The following is a 21851-nucleotide window of genomic DNA, read 5'->3' as shown; positions in this document are numbered from 1 at the left end:
GTTTTAAGAGATTTCAATATTTTTTGGATTTATTCTCGTCCTTACTTTTTGTCTTGATACAAAAAGTAACAAAAAAATCAAGAATTCCTAAACTCGCTTCGCTCAAACAGTAGGAATTCATTGCCCATCAATCATAAAAAAGCGGTCGAAATTAGTTTTTCGACCGCTTTTTTTATGATTTTATAATTCGGGATGACTCATGTTTACAAGGGTTTATTTATCTGTTCCTCCATTTTTGTTGCTGATTTCTGCCTGAATTTCTTTAAGATTTTGTTTCTGAATCTGTGAATTCTTATAAATTCCAGCTATCAAAAATATTGGAATCGCAAGATAGAGGAATCCAAAACCATTTTTTACAAGTCCGAAAACCATTACGCCAATTAAAAATCCTATTAAGCCTGCCGAGAGGGTTTCATTTTTTTTAATCTTTTTTTCTTCAATCAATAACTCTTCAAGAGTCAGTTTAGAGTAATCCTTTTTTTCAAACATATTTTGTTTTCGTTTTAAGATTGGAAATTGATGATTTGTACAATTGTTTCTTAGGGTAGAAATATACTTATTTTTTGAAACATTCGCTTTTGAACCTTGAAGTTATATATTTTCAGGCAAATTCACTTGCTGGTTCCAGCCTGTGGCTTTAACTTTTCAATCATTTCAGTTTCAAACGTCTTGTCATAACTAAACGGGTCATAATGCTAGAACGTTATTTGTATTTTTGAATGAAAAATATTCTTAAACAATCAAAATACAGCTTTATGAAAAAGACAATCACTTCCTTGCTTTCCTTTGGTTTAATCATTACACTTTTAGGTTCATGTTCTGAAAAAAAGGTTGTTAATAATGAATTAAGTGACCAAGAAAAAGAAGAGGGTTGGACTTTGCTTTTTGATGGAAAAACCACAAACGGTTGGCATTTATACAACCAAGCAAAAGCACCATCGACTTGGATGGTGAAAAACGAAGAATTAATGTGTATTCCAGATTCGATAAACTTACTGCATGGCGATTTGGTCTCAGACAAAGTGTATCAAAATTTTGATTTAAAATTTGAATGGAAAATCTCAAAAGCGGGGAATAGCGGCGTTTTTATCAATGTAATTGAGCAAGATACAATTCCGACGGCTTGGGCTTCTGGACCAGAATATCAGCTACTCGAACACGAAAATATTGGTGCAGATTATCTAAAAGATTCTACTAAATGGTCTGCTTGTTTGTATAGTTTTGCCCCCCAAAAGAATATGGCGAAACTCAAACCATTTGGCGAATGGAACGAATCGAATATCAAACAAAACAAGGGGAAAATTGAATTTTATTTGAATGGCGTATTAACAGCCGAACAAGATTTAACCACAGAAACTTGGAAAAACATGGTCAAAAATACCTATTTTAAGAATTTTCCGATGTTTGGAAAAAATACTGCTGGTAGAATTGCCTTGCAAGAATGGTCGAAAGGAGTGGCTTTTAGAAATATTAAGTTGAAAGAATTGTAAGCGATTTCGCAATGGGTGGTGTACAAACTGCCCATTGAGAAATCGCTTTTATTTACATATAAGTAAAAGGACAAATTAAATTGACAATAAATTTATGTTTGAATATAGTATTAACTATCTGATTTTAAATTAAATACAGATAACAGATATACAGTTAACTAATAACGTCCTTTTACTTAAAATTTGATAATGTTGGAGTTGTCTCATTAGTTCAAAAAATAGAAAACCTCATCAACCCTATTCCGTCCATAAAGTACCAATTGAATACGTTTTGGCTTGACCACTGATGAGTACTCTATCATCAATCAATTCGCAAAATAGTTTCCCGACTCTTTCAGAAACTTGTTGGGCTGTGAATACTTTTTTATTGAGTCTGCTTGCCCAAAATGGAACTAATGAACAATGTGCTGAACCTGTAACGGGGTCTTCAAGAATGGATGCTTGAGGCGTAAAAAACCTTGAAACAAAATCACAATCGTCTCCAACAGCCGTAACAATTACGCCACCGGGGTCAAGGTTGATTTGGTCAAAAAGCTGTCTGTTGATTTGAATATTCTTTACTTCAGTTTCAGTACCATAAACCAAAAGATAATCTCTTGCTTTTAACACTTCTTTAGGTTTGATATTCAAAGACTGTTCGATGATGGCTGGTAAGTCGGCTTTCTCGGGCATTCTTGAAGGAAAGTTCATTTGGTAATAATCCCTATCAACTTTTACCGTTAAGTCGCCACTTAGCGTATCAAAAACGAACGTATCGTTTGGGTAATTCAGTAGCGTTTTTAAGCAATGAGCCGTTGCCAAAGTAGCGTGTCCGCACAAATCCATTTCAATTTCAGGCGTAAACCAACGCAAATGAATTTTGTCACCTTTATTTACAAAAAAAGCAGTTTCGGCAACTGCATTTTCTTGGGTAATTTTCAATAAAATTTCATCAGGAAGCCAAGTATCTAATGGCACAACACAAGCAGGATTTCCACCAAAAACCTTATCGGTAAAAGCGTCTATTTGATATAAGTTTAATTTCATTGGAGTACTGGATATTTGCAAAATTAGTCTGTATGTTTACAGATTGAGCCTTTTTATTCTTTGGCAAATTTTTCAATTAATTCTTCTGTTAAAAGCCTATCATTGATTAATGCCCAATTACCTTGTGTATGGGGAAATCCATTTCTACAATAACCAGCTCTATCTTTGAAGTCAAAAATGGCATGATAATAATTGTTAATTGATAACACAGCTTTCATTTCATCTTTTGTCCATAAAATTCTAATATTAGATGGCTTGTTATTGTCTATAACATTTGCAACATCATAAATATGGAGTGAGTCTAAAATACCAATACCATCAGTTCTTTCAACTGCATAAAAATAACCTGTTTCTTCATTATCTTCAAAAACAACGACATTCCCGTTATCTGCAACGCTGTCAATAAAAGTATCTTGACCAACGCTAAAAGTTTCGTCTGTATAAATTATTAGCGTGCCTTTGTCATTCATAATAATGTTTTAATGATTTATTGTTCAAAGCCTTCCTTCAACTTTGAATAGTGAGACGACAATAAAATACTCCGTAGGAGTAAAATATCGGTAGAATTATTCTTATCAAAGATAAACATAGTTCCGTAGGAACGGTATATTTCGTTCCTACGGAACTATGCTTGGAAAAGGGTCTTTTGCTTTTTCTACCAATATATTGTCCCTATCGGGACTTTGATTTTTGCTTAGAAATGTTTTTTTACAGATATGGACGTTATTAATTTTCGGAATGTTTGCAGACAAAGTCTGCATTTTATTTATCGTTCAAAGTCGAAAGAGGACTTTGAATAGCAAGGGGGGGGTATAGTTGAATGCAATCCTCTAACCACAATATTATAAACATATAGTTAGCAATGGGCATTATTTATTTTTATATCTATCTATTTTTTCAATACCTATAGCAGCTTCTTGGCCTCTATATTCTCCAATTGAAATCCCAACGGGAGCTAAGATCCTAGAATTATGGAAAGAAAATATTTCATTGTTATTTATAACAATTTTTTCTTCGTCAATTTTCAAATGAAGTCCATTCACATATAAATTTGCCTTACTTATAATAATCATATCTGGAGTATCAAAAATAATTTCTAGAAGTATATTCCTTTGTTCTTTACGAATAGTCAACTTTCTGCCAACTAACTGTATATCGTACAAATCTGCCCTGTAAACTAATTGATTATTAACTACATTTAACACAACATGATTGTATTCATCAAATATAACAAGATTAAGTAAAAAATGTCCCTCTGTCAAGATAAATCCAATTATTGGAATTAAGTCTATCAATAATGGAATAAACTGAGTCCCATATCCATTATCATTAGTCTCTATTAATAATTGTCCTATTTTAGCCTTGGGTTTTTTACCACTGTAATGAAGAGTATATGGTTTCGAAGTATTATTTCTGAAATTATAAGGATTTTTATTGGCGTTTCTAACCTCTTCAATTGGCAAAAGTCCACCCGTTTTTTCTCTGTGATGCTGGTCACATAATAAGGTTATTTCATCAGCAACGTGTCTTTTGACGTTAGACCAACCTTCCATATGTTCATACTCATACAAAGGTAAGCCACAAATCACACAACCAAATCCACACCGTTGCCTAACTTCTCTTTGTATAGGCAGTGGGATATTACGACTATTTTTTGATTCATTACTCATTTTAAATATTGTATATGTTAATTTTCTAGTTGTTAACTTGCTAGTATTTTTTAGCACTTTTGTATTGTTGAACTAAATATGATTTTCAATTCCCTAAAGTATCATATTAAATTTTAATATAAAACTCTAAAAATAGCTTTCTACTAAGTATTTATTATTCGGTAATTTCTTACTTTAATTAGTAATAACTCACTCAAGATATAAGGTTTTAATTTCTCTTATTTGGTCAAGAGCCTGTAAACTATTGGAGAGTTGTTTTATATGATTTTCTAAATTCCAATTTTGTTTGTTTGCTACAAAGCTGTTCCATTTTTTTATTAGCTTGTCTGCTTGGGATTTGTCAAGATATGCTAAAGCACAAAAAGCGTCTGCTTGGTCAAACCATAAATCTTTTCTACCCAGATAATAGTCAAGATAACGAACTAAATATTGCTTGGCATTATCAGTCCCAAATGTTGCCAGTGCTAAACAATAACCTGTACCAGCGTAACAAACTTCACTTTTTAGCAAATGCTTGCCAATAATATCTTCAAACTCATGGTAGTTATTGATGGCTGAAAAGTATGCCCCTGTAATTCGTGTCCGCCAGTCAAAGTCACCTAATAGTTTTAGAACAATATCTGGACTCATAGCTACTGCCGTTTCAGCAAAAGTCTCGATAGTTATGTCGTTTGCATTTGATAGACTGACCGAATAAAAAGGAACAACCCATTTTTCAATAAATTCTTCTGTCAAATCATCCTCATTTCTTGGTACTTCAATATTCTCAAATGGATTTCTATGACGAATGATAGCACCCGCAGAATGCAAGGCGATTTCGTCAAAAACGTCGTTTCGAGTAAAGAGTTTCGTCCAAAGTTTTTTGAAAGACATGATTTGTTTTTGAGTTTTTATTTCAGTGTCACAGTGGTCAAATTCATTTCATCTAATGAATCTAATAAATTCTCAAAGTCTTCAATTGTTCCCGAACCTAAATCTATGTCAACCAACTGTAAGCCATTCAATTGATAGGGGTCTGAAATGTAATGAACAACCAAACTAAAGTCTTCCTCCTTAGTCTTTTCTTCAAATGAATCCATAAACCAGTTTTTAATGGGTGTCCAATCTAAATTCAGGTGATTATTCTCAAACTCAATTGTCAAGGCATTCCATTGAAAAGGCTCAATTGTTACTGTTAAAGTATCAGACCATTCCAAAGTAATAGGCTCAAAACTTAGTTTAGATGCTGTATCCACCATAATTGATTTAATTGGCTCATCTTCCTTCAATAAAATTAGGTCATTGCGATAGGGAGTATCGAAAAAACCTTCGGTAACTTGTTCTCCTGATTTGTCTAATAATTCAGGCTCAATTATCGCTTCAAAACCATTTGCTATTTGCTCATCAATTTCATTTTTAAATCTTGTTAAGTAATAGTCACGGATTGCCTCAAGTAATTCAGTTAGTGTCATTTTCAATTTATATATTAGAGATATGTGAATGTTTAATCGTTCTTTTTGTGTCATTGTAAACGACTAAACTTTCCATTTCCCTAAAGTATCAAATTAACCTTCAACATAAAAAATCAACCCCCACTTTCTGCTCAAAAACTTATCAAACGGTATTTTACTGCTCGGCTCACTCATGGTATGACTAAGAGAAACTCACTTCTTCTCAAAACTTACTGAAAGTCATGCCATGAGTTTTTGTGAAAGCTTCCTGCCATTTGCAGGAACAAAACATTGTGTGCTGAAACCCTCCTGCACGTTGCAGGAGCAAAACATTGTGTGCTGAAACCTTCCTGCACGTTGCAGGAGTAAAATGATAGGTTGAAATTCCTTCCTGCACGTTGCAGGAGTAAAATGATAGGCTGAAATTCTTTCCTGCAGGTTGCAGGAGTAAAATGATAGGAAAAAGACCTGTAAGGTTTTTAAAACCTTACAGGTCTAAAGAAAGCTTACACATCAATCACTGGAATATCACCTTCAATAATTAATTTACCTGCTGTGGCAGCTTTTACTTCGTCGATACTCACGTTGGGGGCGATTTCTAACAATTTAAAACCGCCTTCGGCTAATACTTCCAAAACCGCTAATTCGGTGACAATTTTCTTTACACAGTGGATGCCCGTAATGGGTAAAGTACAGTTACTTAATAGTTTTGATTTACCATCTTTACTCACGTGTTGCATCGCTACGATGATATTTTTGGCAGAAGCCACCAAGTCCATTGCACCGCCCATGCCTTTTACCATTTTGTTAGGAATTTTCCAGTTGGCAATGTCGCCATTTTCTGAAACTTCCATTGCTCCCAAAATCGTCAAGTCCACGTGTTCGCCTCGTATCATAGCAAAACTTTCGGCAGAACTAAAGAGCGAAGAACCTGCTTGCATCGTAATGGTTTGCTTGCCTGCATTGATTAAATCGGGGTCGATTGCTTCTTCCGTTGGGAATGGACCAATCCCCAACAAACCATTTTCCGACTGCAACACTACGCTGATATTTTCAGGAATATAATTGGCAACCAACGTAGGAATCCCGATTCCCAAGTTTACATAATCGCCATCTTTGATTTCATGAGCAATTCTTTTGGCAATTTGATTTTTATCCAAGCCTTTTGCTGTGGAAACCGCTGTTGTTTTTTCTTCTTTGGCTGTACTTGTCGGAATACTTATTGTGCGTTGTTCTATTCTTTTCTGGTAATTTTCTCCTTGAAAAATTCGCTGTACATAAATACCGGGCGTATGGATTTCGTTGGGGTCTAAAGTACCTGCTGGAACTAATTCTTCAACTTCGGCAATGGTAATTGTCCCAGCCGCCGCCATCATCGGGTTGAAATTTCTTGCCGTCCCTTTGAATATTAAATTCCCTGCGGTATCGCCTTTCCAAGCTTTTACAATAGCAAAATCGGCCCTGAGCCACGATTCCAACAAGTATTTTTTACCATTAAATTCTCGTACTTCTTTGCCTTCTGCCACTTCTGTACCTACGCCAGCAGGGGTAAAAAAGGCAGGAATCCCAGCACCGCCTGCTCTTACTCTTTCGGCCAAAGTACCTTGTGGAATCAGTTCTACTTCGAGTTCTCCAGACAATAATTGTCGTTCAAACTCCTTGTTTTCACCCACATAAGAAGAAATCATTTTCTTTACTTGGCGACTTTTCAGCATTAAACCAATGCCAAAATCATCAACCCCAGCATTATTAGAAATACAGGTAAGCCCCGTAATTGCTCGCTGAATCAAGGCATCAATACTATTTTCGGGAATACCGCAAAGTCCAAAACCGCCAAGCATCAGCACGGCATTGTTTGGAATATCTTTCACCGCCTCTTGGGCATTTTTTACTATTTTGTTTGTCATGATTTCTACATCATTAAACTCGTTCAATAATCACCGCATAACCCATTCCCACACCGATACACATGGTAGCAAGGGCATAACGCTTGTTTTGTTTCTGTAATTCTAAAGCCGCAGAATACGTAATTCTTGTACCTGACATCCCAAGCGGATGCCCCAAAGCAATTGCTCCGCCATTTGGATTTATTCTTTCGTCGTCGTCGGCAATGCCTAATGCTCGGGTACAAGCCAAAGACTGTGCAGCAAAAGCTTCGTTGAGTTCGATAACATCAATGTCGTTTAAGGTCAAACCTGCTTTTTTCAAGGCTTTTTGCGTTGCCGTCACTGGCCCAATTCCCATAATACGAGGTTCAACGCCCACGATTGCCGAAGCGACAATTCTTGCTTTTGGAGTTAATCCGTATAAATTAATGGCAGATTCGGAAGCTAAAAACATCGCAGCCGAACCATCATTTAAACCTGCGGCATTTCCAGCGGTAACACTTCCACCGTCTTTTTTGAAAGCAGGTTTCAAGGTCGCTAATTTCTCAAGTGTTGACTGTGGTTTGATGAATTCATCGCTATCAAAAAGTTTGGTTTCACCCTTTTTAACCGTAATTTCTACACCTACAATTTCTTCTGCCAATCGTCCAGAAAGTTGGGCTTTATAAGCTTTTTGATGCGAACGATAGGCAAAAAGGTCTTGGTCTTCACGGCTGATTTTATAAATTTCTATCAAATTTTCCGCCGTCATTCCCATCGCATCCGTGCCGTACATGGCTTGCATTTTAGGATTGATAAAACGCCAACCGAAACTTGAATCAAACATTTGAGCATCGTTGCCAAAAGGTTTTGAGGTTTTAGAAATCACCCAAGGGCCACGAGTCATGTGTTCCATCCCTCCAGCAATCATAATTTCGGCATCACCTACTTGAATACTTCTGGAAGCATCAATCACCGCTGACATCCCCGAAGCACATAAACGATTGACGGTTTGGGCTGGCACAGTAAAGGGCAAACCTGCCAACAAAGCAGCCATTCGAGCCACATTGCGGTTATCTTCTCCTGCCTGATTATGATTTCCGAGAATCACTTCATCAATCATTTCAGTAGGAATATTAGGATTTCTTTTGACTAATTCTTTAATCGTCAAAGCCGCCAAATCATCTGCTCTGACACTCGACAAACTGCCACCAAAATTCCCAATGGGCGTTCTGATGCCATCAATGATATAAGACTGGTTCATATTAAAATTGATTTAAGCTTTTGTCATTACACAAAAACAAATTTCATCATGATAAATAAAAGTGAAGGACAAAAAAGGCAACCTAAACCTGTATAAAAAGTGGCGGTTAATGCACCGTAAGGCACTAATTTAGGGTCGGTAGCTGCCAAACCTGCTGATACGCCACTGGTTGTACCCATCAATCCGCCAAAAACCATCGCAGTATGAGGATTGTTCAATCCAATATATTTTGCGACAAATGGCGTAACAATCGTTACAAAAACGGCTTTTACCACACCAGCCGCAATACTCAATGCCATTACCTCTGAACTTGCACCGATAGCAGCACCCGTTACAGGCCCAACGATATAAGTACAAGCACCTGCACCTATGGTTGTTAGACTAACGGCATCACGATAACCCCACAACAAAGCCACCACCACTCCGCCAATAAAAGATAAAATAATACCCAAGAAAAGTGAGAGTACTCCTGCCCAACCAGTGCGTTTGATTACGATAAAACTTGCACCCATGGCTGTGGAAACAATGGCGAAGTCACGAAACATTGAACCTCCCAACACACCAAAACCTGAAAATATTTTAATATCAGCAATGCCCTTTTCTCCGCCAGTAGCAACACCGCCAAAGTATGCCAAGAGTAAACCAATGATAATAGCGATGGCAGAACCTGGTATTTTTTTATTCGTTACTTTAACAGCGATAAGTTCTGAGAAATAAATGATTAGACTGACTACCAAAAAAGTAAAAACAATACCATTTTTTTCAAGGAACTTTGAAATGATTTCCATATTAATTGAGCGGAGTATTTTTAGATAATTTAGATAAAAAAGGAATGGCTACGAGGCAAATAAGTACGGGAACGATGCCCGCCAAAATAGCGATGAATCCACTGGAAACCGCTACTTTAACATTCTGGATTGCCGACATCGCCACCACAATAGGTATATACATCTGACTCCAAAATGTAATTCCTTTTTCGGTTGAAATATCTAAATAGTTCTTCTTCTTGAGCCAATCGTTGATAAATATCAGTAAAATCATGGCGAAACCAACGCCACCGACATTGGCGTTTACGCCAATTAATTTCCCGATAAACTCTCCAAAAATCTGCCCCACAACATAACAAAAGGCTAAAATGCCTACTCCGTAAATAATCATAGTTTCAATAGTAAAGTGGTTAGTTATGAATTAGTACTTTTGAATTAAATAGAGATTTAAAATATGCTTTAAGCAATCATTTTTAGTAGTGGCAACCCTTGCCGTTTCACACGAGGCAACCGCAAGGGTTGCCACTACTTTAGGTTGAACAACAAGTATGGTTCGTCCATTGTAGTGAAAACGACGTAAAGAGTTTTCGCAACTTTAGCTGAATAAGTAAAAGGACGTTATTAGTTAACTGTATATCTGTTATCTGTATTTAATTTAAAATCAGATAGTTAATACTATACTCAAACATAAATTTATTGTCAATTTAATTTGTCCTTTTACTTAGTAAGTATTAGATATCATTAAAAAAATACGATTAACAGATTTCAGAAAACAGATAACTATTAATACAATTCCCTAAAATAGCTTCTTCAAATCATTTTTAGTGACTTTGCCCATGGCATTTCTTGGTAATTCATTGGCAATGACATACTTTCTTGGTGCTTTGTAAGCTGGCATTTTTTCTCTAATCCAAGTATTAAGTTCTTTTAAATCAATCTCTGGATGATTCACAATCAATACTCCTGCAACCAATTCGCCCCATTCTTCATTAGGAATACCTATTACACTACAATCATTAATCTGCGGATGCGTTCGGAGTACTTCTTCAATTTCTAAAGCTGAAATTTTATAGCCACCCGACTTAATAATGTCGATAGAATCTCTTCCCAAAATTCGGTAATAACCTTCCTCAACTACGGCAATATCGCCCGTTTTAAACCAACCATCTTCGGTGAAAGTTTTCTGTGTAGCTTCTGGTTTATTCCAGTACTCCAAGAAAACATTGTTTCCTTTAATTTGAATTTCTCCCGGTTGTCCAACTTCCACTAATTCGTTTTGTTCGTCCACCAATCTGGCTTGTACACCTGCAAGCGGTTTTCCGATATAGCCAGCTTTGCGTTCGCCATCGTAAGGGTTACTGATACCCATTCCGATTTCAGTCATTCCGTATCTTTCCAATAAAGTATGCGTACTGATATGTTTCCATTTTTCCATTACAGAAACAGGTAAAGCCGCCGAACCCGAAACCATTAATCTAAATTTTGATAAGGTTTCGGTAAGTACTTCTTGTTCTGCTGTCGGCAAACTTTCCCAATAAGCAATCAACTTAAAGTAAATCGTTGGCACAGCCATAAACACATTGATTTTACCTTGTTGGAAAGCGGCAAAAACACCTTCGGCTGAGAATGAAGATAAAAATTCAACCGTAGCACCAGACCACAAAGCACAAGAAATCACATTGATAATGCCATGAACATGATGCAAAGGCAACACACAAAGAATATGATCTTGAGCCGACCATTGCCACGATTCAACCAAAGTGGCTACTTGAGCTTCAATATTGCCATGTGTTGTAACAACACCTTTGGGTAAATTGGTCGTACCACTGGTATAAAGAATCATCGCACGACGCTCCGAGCCAAGTTCAGGCAATGTTTTTTCTTCTGAAGCTTGTGCTGGAATATCTGAAAGAATAATAAATCTAAAACCTTTTTCTTCGGCAAGCGGAGCTAAAATAGTAGCGTACTCTTCGCCAGCGATTACGATACTTGCGGCTGTATCTTCAATCACATACTGCAAGGAAGGCAAAGGATAAGTGATGCACAAAGGCACTGCAATACCGCCTGCTCGCCAAATTCCCCATTGAACTTTTACGTAATCAAAGGCGGGAGCAACCATAAAAGCCACTCGCTGTTCATTCAAATCGCTGGCATCATCCAACAAATAAGTAGCCACAGCATTTGAATTATCTAAGAGTTCTTGATAAGAAAATGATTTCCCATCTGAAATAATAGCTTGGTTATTGAGGTTTTTGGTTGCGTTTTCAACAAGTTTAAGCATTGCAATATTTGATTAGTTATTTTTATTCTTTATTTCAGACAAATATATACGGTTATTCTTAATAATTTGGTAAGTTTTAAATCTTGTGCTTTTTCTACTACTTTACCACTGTTTAGTCAGAAATTTTACCGAAGTATAAATCATGATATTTTCCTTCAAAAAGCAAGTACTGACAGAATTTAGCTAAATTCCGTCAGTACGTTGACGTTTTTTAGCTAAATTCTGTCAATAGCTAATCTAAAGCCTCAATAAAGCTCGCACTGGTTTTGGCTCTTACTTCTTCTAAACTTACGTTGGGCATTAAACCAATCAAGGTCAGTTTTCCTGCTGGAAAAGCAAAAACAGCCAATTCGGTAATAACCATATCCACAACGCCTTTGGCTGTTAGTGGCAAAGCACAAGTAGGGACAATTTTTGATGAACCATCAGGATTTGTATGCGTCATCGTGATGATCAGTCTTTTTGCTCCTTTTGCCAAATCCATCGCTCCACCAACGCCCAAAAGTGGTTTGCCCGGCACAGCCCAGTTGGCTAAATTGGCAGCTTCATCTACTTCCAATCCGCCCATAATTGCTACGTCGATGTGTCCGCCACGAATCATCGCAAAAGAATCTGCACTATCAAAATAGCTACTTCCTTTCAAAGCCGTTACGGGAATTTTACCAGCATTTACGGGATAATCCATCGCTCCGCCACCGTCAGTTGGCACTGGGCCAACGCCCAACATTCCGTTTTCGGTATGAAGAATAATCCCATGTTCTTCGGTAATTAAATCTGCTACCAAAGTAGGAATACCGATTCCTAAGTTTACCACGTCGCCTTTTTTCAATTCCGCCAAAGCACGTTTTGCCATGTTCATACGGCTATCATCTACTTTTTTAGAAGAAGAAACCGATGCAGAACTTCCCAAATCTTCTAAAGTAATTTTGGCTTCGACTAAATAATCGACATAGCAACCTTGCGTATGGATAAACTCTGGTGCAATTTCTCCGACTGGCACAATTTCTTCTACCTCGGCAATGACCAAATCAGCAGCCGTTGCCATGGCTTTGTTGAAATTATTTTCGGTCATTCTGTATTGCAAATTCCCAGCAGTATCCGCACGCCAAGCACGGATAAAAGCCACATTGCCACGAATACTTTTGATAAAAACTTGCTCTACGCCATCCAAAATTTTAGTTTCTCTACCTTCGGCAATGATAGTTCCTGCCGAAGTTGGCGTATAAAAGCCACCGATGCCAGCACCGCCGGCACGGATGGCTTCGGCTAATGTTCCTTGTGGGAGGAGTTCATAAGCAACATCACCATTTTGGGCAGCTTTTACGGCATCTGGATTTGAAGTAAAAAATGAACCTATCATTTTTTTAAGCTGTCCATTTCTTAATAAACGTCCGCCTCCAAGTCCAGCTTCGCCAGTATTATTGCCAATAAAAGTCAAATTCTTTGTGCCGATTTCCGCCAAAGCGTGCATCAAGTGAACGGGATTTCCCGTCATGCCAAAACCGCCTTGCAGTAAAGTGTCTCCATCCTTTACCATCGAAGCGGCAGTGTGTAAGTCGATAATGGGTACTGTTTTCATATTTTTTTGGCTGTAAGAGATAGGCTTTAGGCTGTATGCTTTTTTTAGCATAAGTTTTATTTAAACGTTAATTTGCTATAATCTCCTAAAGCTTATAGCCTAAAGCCTACCGCTTACAGCATTTAAACAAATGTATCTAATGGAAAACCAACGTAATTTTCGGCGATGGTTTTTTGATATGCTTCAGAAATAGTTAAATAATCAAATTTCGATTTTTGCAAAAGACTTTCAAAACTGCCTTCTACGGCTTGTTTATGGCAGAGGTAGGTCATAAAATTTGAGAAGTCTTGTACTCTCCAAACTCTTGCGACACATTTTTTAGAGTAATTCTCTAAACTCTCCTGACTACCCGATTCATAAAATTCAATCAAGCCTTGTGCTAAATTATGAATATCAGCCACGGCTAAATTCAAACCTTTAGCTCCCGTTGGTGGTACAATATGGGCCGAATCGCCTGCTAAAAACAAGCGTCCAAACTGCATATTATCAATCATAAAGCTTCGCATGGGCGTAATACTTTTTTCAAAAACTTCGCCTTTGTCTAAAGTGATTCCCAAACGATTTTCGAGTTCATTCCAGATTTTTTCGTCAGACCAATTCTCTACGCTGTCATTATTGTCAACTTGCAAATACAAACGACTTACTTTTTCAGAACGCAAACTTGCCAAAGCAAAGCCATTTGAATGGTACGCATAAATCAGTTCGTCATAAGTAGGCACAGAGTACGCCAAAATTCCTAACCAACTAAATGGATACTCAATTTTATATTCATTGTAAGTATCTTTCGGTAAAGTTTTACGAGCTAAACCGTGGAAGCCATCGCAACCGCCTACAAAGTCGCAATAGATTACCTTTTCTTCACCTAAATGGGTGTAATGAATTGCTGGATTTTCGCTTTCTACGTTTTTGATTTCTTTAGCTTCTGCTTCAAAAATGATGGGAATTTCACGAGCCTCACAAGCATTGATTAAGTCTTTTACGACTTCTTGCTGACCGTAAATAGTTACTTCTTTCTGAGTATGTTTGGCAAAATCAATGCGTTGAGATTTTCCGTTATAATTAATATAACAGCCATGATGTACCAATCCTTCCTTGTGCAGACGCTCAGAAACCTGCAAGCCATCAAATACTTCAACGGTATTATGTTCTAATAAACCTGCACGAACTCGATTTTCAACATATTCTCTACTTCTGTTTTCAATAATAACAGATTGAATTCCTTTTTGCTGGAGTAAAAGAGCCAAAGTAAGTCCCGATGGCCCCGCTCCGATAATTCCTACTTGTGTTTTCATTGTTGCTGTATGCTTTAAGCTATAAGCTGTATGCCATTTTGTTAATTTCCATTTTACTTTAAATTGAAAAAGCCTAAAGCTTACTGCTTACCGCCTAAAGCCATTTCTTTAAACACTTCCTCAGCCGTATGAAAAGCTTCGTTGGCGGCTGGCAAACCGCAATACAGAGCCGACTGCATCAGTACTTCTTTGATTTCAGCAATCGTTACGCCATTGTTGAAGGCGGCCCGAATGTGCATTTTCAATTCTGCTTTTCGATTCAAGGCAATCAACATCGCAATGGTAATTAAGCTACGACTATGTTTTGATAGATTCGGACGAGTCCAGATTTCGCCCCAAGCGTAATTGCTAATAAACTTTTGAAAATCAGCATTGAAATCATTAATATTGCTATTGGCTTTGTCAACATGAGCATTTCCTAAAACACTTCTTCGCACGTGCATTCCTTTTTCCAAATTGCTTTCGCCAACGATAAAATCTATCAATACTTGGGCATATTCTTCGGGCAATTCTGTACTGGCTAAGTGACGAGCGTGTAATACTTTTAAGCGAGCATTCGGAACATTTTCAGCGATAAATTCAGCTTGAGCTACATTTGTTACTGGGTCTTCATCGCCCGTAATCACCAAAGTTTCTACTGATACTTGTGATAAACTTTCTCTGAAATCAGCATCACGAATGGCAGCACAACAATTTGAATAACCCAAAATATCACTCCGCAAAAACATAGCTTTGGTTTCAGCTACTCTTTGTGGATTGTGATTTCTAAAACTTTCGGTAAACCATCTTTCCATCGTATCGTCCACAATGGCTTGCATTCCCTTGGCTTTGATGGTTTCAATTCTGCCATTCCAGCGTTCATCGTTTCCAATTTTTGCACCTGTATTACTGATAACTAATTTTTTAATACGATTGGGATAATGAATTCCCAACCATTGACCAATCAAACCTCCCATCGAAAGTCCGCAGAAGTAAGCTTCGTCTATTTTTAATTCATCCAATAAATCAATTACATCTTGTCCCAACAAAGCAATACTGTAAGGTTCGGGCGTAATTTTACTTCCTCCATGACCACGAGTATCGTATCTCAAAACCCTAAAATATGGCAAAAGAAAAGGCACAAGTTCATCCCACATCAACATTTCAGAACCCAAAGAGTTAGAAAAAATCAGCACAGGACTGTTGGGTGTTCCTTGTAATTTATAGTTAGTTTTCATGTATTTTGATAATGCTATAAGCTTTAGGCAATAGGCTTTAAGCTTAAATCCGATAATATTTTTGAAAATGCTTTAGGTTGTATATGGTAAGCTTTAAATCTAAAATCTGATAATATTTTTGATAATGCTTTAGTAGATAGGCAACAAGCCTAAAGCTTATGGCTTACAGCCTTTCCCAAAATATTATCAATAATCTCCAAACTCAATCCAATCGCATTTTCGGCTTGAAATAGTGGTTGGAGTTCGGTTTCTGTTAAATAATTCTGATTTTCAATCAGAATTTGTTTCAAATGTTTTTGTTCAGCAATCGCTTTTTTACAGGCTTTTTCTACTAATTCATGGGCTTCACTTTTGCCGACTTTTTCCGCTAAAGCCAGTGAAACATTTTCTGCATAAATCAATCCTTGCGTCAGTTCAAGGTTTTGAAGCATCCGATTTTTATCTACTTCTAAACCGCTGAGAAGTTCAATACTTCGTTCAACAGTGCCAGCCGTGAGTTTCATTAAATCATTCAAAACTTCCCATTCCGAATGCCACAAGCCAGCAGAACGTTCATGTTCCTGTGTCATCGCTGACATCAATGTTGTCACCAAATGCGGTGCTCTTTGGGCATTTGCCAAAATAATTGCCGAAGCAACAGGATTACGTTTATGTGGCATCGTACTTGAACCACCTTTACCCGCTCCAGCTCCTTCAAATACTTCACCTACTTCGGTTTGCATCAATAGCGAAATATCTTTGGCAATTTTGCCGATACTTCCTACTAAAACACCCAAAACGGAAGCAAAATGCACAAAAGCATCTCGGTGCGTATGCCAAGAATGAGCAGTCTTTAAGCCTAAAATATTAGCTAAACTTTCTTTTACTTTTTGATTAATCGCTTGATTCTGAGAACCTACCGCACCAGCTAATTGTAAAACTAATAATTCACCTTTCAACGATTGAATACGTTCGGCAGAACGCTGAATACTTTCTAAACACAAAGCCATTTTTAGCCCGAAAGTAATAGGCTTGGCTTGTTGTAAAAGCGTTCTACCAATCATTAAAGTTTGGCGATGCTCTTGCGTCAGCTTAATGAGTACTTTTTCTAAAATAATTAATTGATTTTCAAGCCATTCGACAAATACTTTGATTTGTAAAACCGTAGCGGTATCAACCACATCCTGACTTGTAGCTCCGAAATGCACAAATTTAGCTGCTTCTGCATCTTGGTTTTTCACCAATTGCGTTAATTGTTTTACCAAAGGAATAGCAACATTTCCGCCCAACTGTATCGCTTTTTTCAAAGCTTGTAAATCTATCAAATCAGCTTGCGAACAAGACGCAATGATACTTGCCGAAGCATTTGGAACGACACCATGTTCGGCTTGGGCTTTTGCCAAACTTGATTCAAAAAGCAATAAAAAGCTCAGGCTCTTTTCATCAGAAAAAAGTTCGTTGATTTCATCGGAATAAAATACTTCAGAATATAGACTCATATTTCAAAAAATACCGTTTCGTTTTCGCCTTGCATATAAATATTGAATTCATATACAGAACCGTTTTTCTGAGCAATCAGCGTATGTCGTCTTTCACTTGGCACAGTATTCAGCACATCGTCTTTTTCGTTCAGCGTTGTTTCATCTGAAAAATAAATACGAGTATAAGTATGAATTAACTGCCCACGCATAAAAATGATAGCCGTTAGATAAGGAGCTTGCCTAGCAACCGATTCAGGTTTTAAGGTATGAAAAATAAAGCGACTTTCGGGGTCTGTACCTGTGCCAAATCTTCCGAATCGTTGATTTTTTTCATCAATTTGCCATAATTCAATCATGGCATCAGGAATTGGCTGATTTTCACCATCCAAAACCTTTCCGATAATGGTGATACTCTCAGGATTTTCAATCGGATTTACCATCAGGTTTCCGACCAAACTTTTAAAATTATATAAATACTGTTCGGGCGTAAGTCCATAAGCAAAATACGGCCCAACAGTTTGCGAAGGAGTTTGTAACATAATTATTAGTTTTGAGTCAGTACTGTACGAAAGTTTGAACTTGTAATTTTTGATTGAAAAATAATAATCAATGAAATAAGGTTAAGATTACTTATCAGACTAAACTTGTAGGGGCAACCGCAAGGGTTTGCCACTACAACAAATTATTAGAACCTATATTCAAACCTTAAAGCCCTTCAAACGGCGTTGCATTATTTCCTCTCAACACAAAATCAAAGCGATAACCCAAAGCAAAACTTGGTTCGGTGATACTCAAATCAAAAGCAGAAATTAACAATTCACGACCTTTCGGCGGTACTCCCAAGAAAATGGGGTCATATTGCAAAAGCGGGTCGCCTGGAAAATACATTTGCGTTACCAAACGGTTAGTAATATTTGCCCCAAATAAAGAGAAGTGGATATGGTTGGGCCGCCAAGCATTATGATGATTTCCCCAAGGATATGCACCGGGTTTGATGGTATAAAATTTATAATTTCCTTCCTCATCAGTCATACAACGACCAGCACCCAGAAAGTTCGGGTCGAGCGGAGCTGCGTGCTGATCCACCTTATGGACATAACGTCCAGCGGCATTCGCTTGCCAAATTTCTATCAAAGTATTTGGAATGGGCTTTCCATTTTCATTCATTACTTTGCCATGTACTACGATTCTTTCGCCCAAAGGTTCACCGTTAATGATAGCATTTTTAGTTAAATCGCTGTCGAATTCATCTAAATTAAAATCGCCAAAAATTGGCTCACTTAATTCAGATAACGATTGTTTTAATGGAATCAAAGGCTTGCTTGGAGCTCTTAAAATCGTTGACTTATAGTCAGGCGATAAATAAGGCGGATGTACTTCCCTGTCGAAAAGGTTATAAATAATATCGCTCATATTTTTGTATTAATTATATACAAAAATAGATTATTTCAATGATGTGAATCTTGTAAAAAATGACATATATCTTGTGAAAAACAAACATTTATCACATTTTTACCATGAAATACACTAATGGATAGTATTTTTTAAACATTTATGAAAAAAGACTTAGTAAATTTTAGAGGATTGTACGGAGAAAATCAAACCAATTCTTTAGCAGATTATATTCATATCGAAGAGCTTGCATTAAGAAGTAAATTGTATGATTGGGAAATCACCGAACACTTGCATACCGATTTATATCAGATTTTTATTTTTCCAGAAGGCGAAGGACTTTTGATTTCAGAAAATACAAAAATAGCTTTAAACACACCATCAGTTTTGATGATTCCGCCTAATACTTTGCATGGCTTTGTGTTTCAGTCGAATATGGTTGGCGATGTCCTTACTTTTTCACAGTCTTTTGTAGAAAGTATTTTTAAAAATTCGCCGCATATTGTTTTAGAAATCAGTCGTTTAAAGCAATTTACCTTTGAAGAGTCTTTAGAAATATTTGAATCATTGAAGCAATTAAAACAGCAAATAGCCACTGAGTTTGTCTCTGAAAATCCTGAAAAACAGCTTTTTATGGCTTCATTATTTCAGCTATTTTTTATGCAACTATATCGTTTGAGCGTAGTCGTAGAACATCAAATCACCAAATCTGATAATAGAACTTTACATTATTATCAATCATTTCAAAAGCAAATTAAGCAATCTTTTCATGAATCTAAATCCGTAACAGAATATGCCAAATCGCTGAATATCACAGCGGTACACCTCAATCGAATTTGTCAGACTTTAGTAAAAAAATCCGCTTTACAAATTATCCACGAATACATGACGGGCGAAGCCCAAAAATACTTATTGAATACTTCTTATACCATTGCCGAAATTTCTTACTTCTTAGATTTTAAAGACCCAGCTTATTTTACTCGTTTTTTCAAAAAACAAACTGGCTTTTCTCCGAGTGAGTTTAGGGGTAGGATTTTGCCGAATACTTTAACTTGAAAGCTTTAATCGATTAGATAGAGCCAAATCTAATCTCCAATTTGGCTCTATCTAATGTTTTTTTTACCACATTAAGCCAAATTGAATCTTCAATTTGGCTTAATGTGGTAATTTCACTTATATTTGTCTTGAAAAATAACAATACTATGGCAAATATAATTGGTAGAGAAAATGAATTGACCACATTACGAGCGTTACAATCATCAGAAAAGTCTGAATTTGTTGCAGTTTATGGTAGAAGAAGAGTGGGAAAAACATTTTTAGTTCGAACTGCTTTTGAAGGGCAATTTGTATTTCAAGTCACAGGCTTAGGAAACGCCAATTTATCAAAACAACTTACAAATTTTCATATTGCTCTTCAAAAGGCCTATAAAAATACAAGTATTTCTCAAGCAACAGACTGGCTTACAGCCTTTCAGCAACTAATTAGTTATCTTGAAAATAATGAAAACCCTAAAAAGTATATTTTCATAGATGAATTACCTTGGTTTGATACCCCCAATTCTGGTTTTATACAAGCTTTAGAGCATTTTTGGAATAGTTGGGCTTCTTCAAGAAATGATATTGTACTCATTGTCTGTGGTTCAGCGGCATCGTGGATGTTGAATAAATTAATCAACAATAAAGGAGGTTTACACAACAGAGTTACAAAAAGGCTAAAGGTCGTTCCGTTTACCTTAACTGAATGTGAAATGTTTTTAAGAAATAAACATTCTGTTTTGGATAAATACCAAATTATACAACTGTATATGGTGATGGGCGGTATTCCTTATTATTGGGAAGAAGTTTCTTCAAGCTTGAGTGCAAGTCAGAACATAGAACAAATCTGTTTTTCTGAAAATGGTTTGTTAAGAACAGAATTTTCAAATTTATACTCTTCGCTTTTTAAAAACTCCGAAAAGCATATAAGCATTGTAAATTGTTTAGCTCAAAAAGCCAAAGGTTTAACAAGAGATGACATTCTGAAAACAACAAAACTAACGAATGCAGGGAGTACCACAAGGATACTTGATGAACTTGAAGAAAGTGGATTTATCCGAAAATATTTACCTTTTGGCAATAAAAATAAAAATAGCTTGTACCAATTGGTTGATTTTTATACACTCTTTTATCTAAAATTCATTAATGGAACTCAGACAATAGACCAAAATCATTGGATAAATACGATAGATAATACCAAACACAGAGCTTGGAGTGGTTATGCTTTTGAGCAAGTTTGTTTATACCATATACAGGGCATTAAACAAGCTTTAGGAATCAGCGGAATCCAAACTGCAACTTCGGCATGGAGAAGCTCAAATGCTGAAAATGGCAGTCAGGTTGATTTAGTCATTGATAGAAGAGACCAAGTGATCAATCTCTGTGAGATGAAATATTCTATTAATCCTTTTATAATTGATAAAAAATATGCAAATGAATTGCAGCATAAAATTGGCACATTCAAAACTGAGACAAAAACAAGAAAGTCAGTTTTTCTTACTTTAATAACGACTTTTGGTGTACAGACAAATAATTATTCAGCAGGTTTGGTTCAAAATAGCTTAACGATGGATTGTCTTTTTTGAATTATTATATTTTCAAAATCACTTCAACTAACTGTTTTTCAGTAGGCAAAACTAATTCGTATTTACTTGCAACAATTTGCTTTTCGTTTTCGGGCAGGCTGAATTTTACTACTGTGTCATTTTTGTCGGTACAAAGTAAAATACCGATTGTGGGATTTTCGTGAGGAAGTTTCTCTATTCTGTCATAATAATTGACATACATTTGTAATTGTCCTACGTCTTGGTGGGTTAATTTATGTGTTTTTATTTCGATAATCACAAAACATTGTAATAGGCGATTGTAAAAAACCAAATCCACAAAAAACTCATCGTCTTCCAGTAAAATTCGTTTTTGACGTGCTACGAATGAAAAACCATTACCCATTTCTAATAAAAAAAGGCACCCTCCCTTTAGTTGTGTAAGTTTAGTTTGACATTTGATTTTTTAAAAAATCAAATGTCAAACTAAAAAAGTTAAATAACTTAGCAACAATAATTGTTATTTTTTATGGACAAGT

The 21851-nt window shown here is 36.4% G+C and carries 21 protein-coding genes and 1 pseudogene; 3 read left to right on the top strand and 19 right to left on the bottom strand.

Features of this window, described 5'->3' with window-relative positions:
* Positions 1 to 213: 213 nt before the first annotated feature.
* A complete protein-coding gene (locus VB776_RS23065; RefSeq protein ID WP_323699225.1) occupies positions 214 to 489 on the bottom strand; it encodes a hypothetical protein in 276 nt (91 codons plus the stop codon).
* Between the two features lie 266 nt (positions 490 to 755).
* Between VB776_RS23065 and VB776_RS23060 the strand changes: the two genes are divergently transcribed.
* Positions 756 to 1490, top strand: coding sequence for a 3-keto-disaccharide hydrolase (locus tag VB776_RS23060; RefSeq protein WP_323699224.1), 735 nt, complete (start codon positions 756 to 758; stop codon positions 1488 to 1490).
* Between the two features lie 237 nt (positions 1491 to 1727).
* Here VB776_RS23060 and VB776_RS23055 read toward each other — a convergent pair whose 3' ends face one another.
* The 17 genes and pseudogenes from VB776_RS23055 to pcaH all read right to left on the bottom strand — a co-directional run bounded on the left by VB776_RS23055 (position 1728) and on the right by pcaH (position 18754).
* Positions 1728 to 2516: a PhzF family phenazine biosynthesis protein gene (locus VB776_RS23055; protein ID WP_323699223.1), complete on the bottom strand. Its 789-nt coding sequence runs from the start codon at positions 2514 to 2516 to the stop codon at positions 1728 to 1730.
* 53 nt (positions 2517 to 2569) lie between these two features.
* On the bottom strand, positions 2570 to 2986 hold the full coding sequence (locus VB776_RS23050; protein ID WP_323699222.1) for a DUF2251 domain-containing protein: 417 nt from the start codon (positions 2984 to 2986) through the stop codon (positions 2570 to 2572).
* 399 nt (positions 2987 to 3385) lie between these two features.
* Positions 3386 to 4186 carry a hypothetical protein gene (locus VB776_RS23045; protein ID WP_323699221.1) on the bottom strand — a complete coding sequence of 267 codons (801 nt, stop codon included), beginning with the start codon at positions 4184 to 4186 and terminating at the stop codon, positions 3386 to 3388.
* A 189-nt stretch (positions 4187 to 4375) separates the two neighbouring features.
* On the bottom strand, positions 4376 to 5059 hold the full coding sequence (locus tag VB776_RS23040) for a DUF6000 family protein (RefSeq protein ID WP_323699220.1): 684 nt from the start codon (positions 5057 to 5059) through the stop codon (positions 4376 to 4378).
* 17 nt (positions 5060 to 5076) lie between these two features.
* Positions 5077 to 5637, bottom strand: a complete 561-nt coding sequence (locus tag VB776_RS23035) for a hypothetical protein (protein ID WP_323699219.1) — start codon at positions 5635 to 5637, stop codon at positions 5077 to 5079.
* 485 nt (positions 5638 to 6122) lie between these two features.
* Positions 6123 to 6776, bottom strand: coding sequence for a 3-oxoacid CoA-transferase subunit B (locus tag VB776_RS23030; RefSeq protein ID WP_323699234.1), 654 nt, complete (start codon positions 6774 to 6776; stop codon positions 6123 to 6125).
* A 60-nt stretch (positions 6777 to 6836) separates the two neighbouring features.
* Positions 6837 to 7523, bottom strand: a pseudogene (locus VB776_RS23025) (CoA transferase subunit A); the annotation flags it as partial.
* A 13-nt stretch (positions 7524 to 7536) separates the two neighbouring features.
* Positions 7537 to 8745 (bottom strand): 3-oxoadipyl-CoA thiolase, encoded by a 1209-nt coding sequence (pcaF, locus tag VB776_RS23020; protein WP_323699218.1) that lies wholly within the window; start codon positions 8743 to 8745, stop codon positions 7537 to 7539.
* Between the two features lie 26 nt (positions 8746 to 8771).
* Complete coding sequence (gene madM / locus VB776_RS23015) at positions 8772 to 9533, bottom strand: malonate transporter subunit MadM (protein WP_323699217.1); 762 nt, start codon at positions 9531 to 9533, stop codon at positions 8772 to 8774.
* Between the two features lies 1 nt (position 9534).
* Positions 9535 to 9903, bottom strand: a complete 369-nt coding sequence (gene madL, locus VB776_RS23010; RefSeq protein ID WP_323699216.1) for a malonate transporter subunit MadL — start codon at positions 9901 to 9903, stop codon at positions 9535 to 9537.
* Positions 9904 to 10308: 405 nt separating this feature from the next.
* Complete coding sequence (locus tag VB776_RS23005) at positions 10309 to 11793, bottom strand: acyl-CoA synthetase (RefSeq protein ID WP_323699215.1); 1485 nt, start codon at positions 11791 to 11793, stop codon at positions 10309 to 10311.
* Positions 11794 to 12025: 232 nt separating this feature from the next.
* Positions 12026 to 13372, bottom strand: a complete 1347-nt coding sequence (locus VB776_RS23000; RefSeq protein ID WP_323699233.1) for a 3-oxoacid CoA-transferase — start codon at positions 13370 to 13372, stop codon at positions 12026 to 12028.
* Between the two features lie 122 nt (positions 13373 to 13494).
* On the bottom strand, positions 13495 to 14664 hold the full coding sequence (locus tag VB776_RS22995) for a 4-hydroxybenzoate 3-monooxygenase (RefSeq protein WP_323699214.1): 1170 nt from the start codon (positions 14662 to 14664) through the stop codon (positions 13495 to 13497).
* An 80-nt stretch (positions 14665 to 14744) separates the two neighbouring features.
* Entirely contained in the window at positions 14745 to 15881 is a 1137-nt protein-coding gene (gene pcaDC / locus VB776_RS22990) for a bifunctional 3-oxoadipate enol-lactonase/4-carboxymuconolactone decarboxylase PcaDC (protein WP_323699213.1), read from the bottom strand.
* A 149-nt stretch (positions 15882 to 16030) separates the two neighbouring features.
* Positions 16031 to 17359 carry a 3-carboxy-cis,cis-muconate cycloisomerase gene (gene pcaB, locus VB776_RS22985; protein WP_323699212.1) on the bottom strand — a complete coding sequence of 443 codons (1329 nt, stop codon included), beginning with the start codon at positions 17357 to 17359 and terminating at the stop codon, positions 16031 to 16033.
* On the bottom strand, positions 17356 to 17880 hold the full coding sequence (pcaG, locus tag VB776_RS22980) for a protocatechuate 3,4-dioxygenase subunit alpha (RefSeq protein ID WP_323699211.1): 525 nt from the start codon (positions 17878 to 17880) through the stop codon (positions 17356 to 17358). Before pcaG ends, pcaB begins: the two co-directional genes overlap by 4 nt.
* 166 nt (positions 17881 to 18046) lie before the next feature.
* Complete coding sequence (gene pcaH, locus VB776_RS22975; protein ID WP_323699210.1) at positions 18047 to 18754, bottom strand: protocatechuate 3,4-dioxygenase subunit beta; 708 nt, start codon at positions 18752 to 18754, stop codon at positions 18047 to 18049.
* Positions 18755 to 18895: 141 nt separating this feature from the next.
* Between pcaH and VB776_RS22970 the strand changes: the two genes are divergently transcribed.
* Both VB776_RS22970 and VB776_RS22965 read left to right on the top strand, forming a co-directional pair.
* The gene (locus VB776_RS22970; protein WP_323699209.1) at positions 18896 to 19789 is read left to right on the top strand and encodes a helix-turn-helix domain-containing protein; all 894 of its coding nucleotides are present in this window, start codon (positions 18896 to 18898) and stop codon (positions 19787 to 19789) included.
* A 146-nt stretch (positions 19790 to 19935) separates the two neighbouring features.
* Positions 19936 to 21354 (top strand): AAA family ATPase, encoded by a 1419-nt coding sequence (locus VB776_RS22965; protein WP_323699208.1) that lies wholly within the window; start codon positions 19936 to 19938, stop codon positions 21352 to 21354.
* Between the two features lie 4 nt (positions 21355 to 21358).
* Here VB776_RS22965 and VB776_RS22960 read toward each other — a convergent pair whose 3' ends face one another.
* Positions 21359 to 21718: a PDDEXK nuclease domain-containing protein gene (locus VB776_RS22960; protein WP_323699207.1), complete on the bottom strand. Its 360-nt coding sequence runs from the start codon at positions 21716 to 21718 to the stop codon at positions 21359 to 21361.
* Positions 21719 to 21851: the final 133 nt, after the last annotated feature.

This window comes from Arcicella gelida, assembly GCF_034931025.1.
Classification (GTDB): domain Bacteria; phylum Bacteroidota; class Bacteroidia; order Cytophagales; family Spirosomataceae; genus Arcicella; species Arcicella gelida.
Note: the sequence above shows the minus strand (reverse complement) of the source record. Positions and strands in the feature narration are given on the sequence as shown.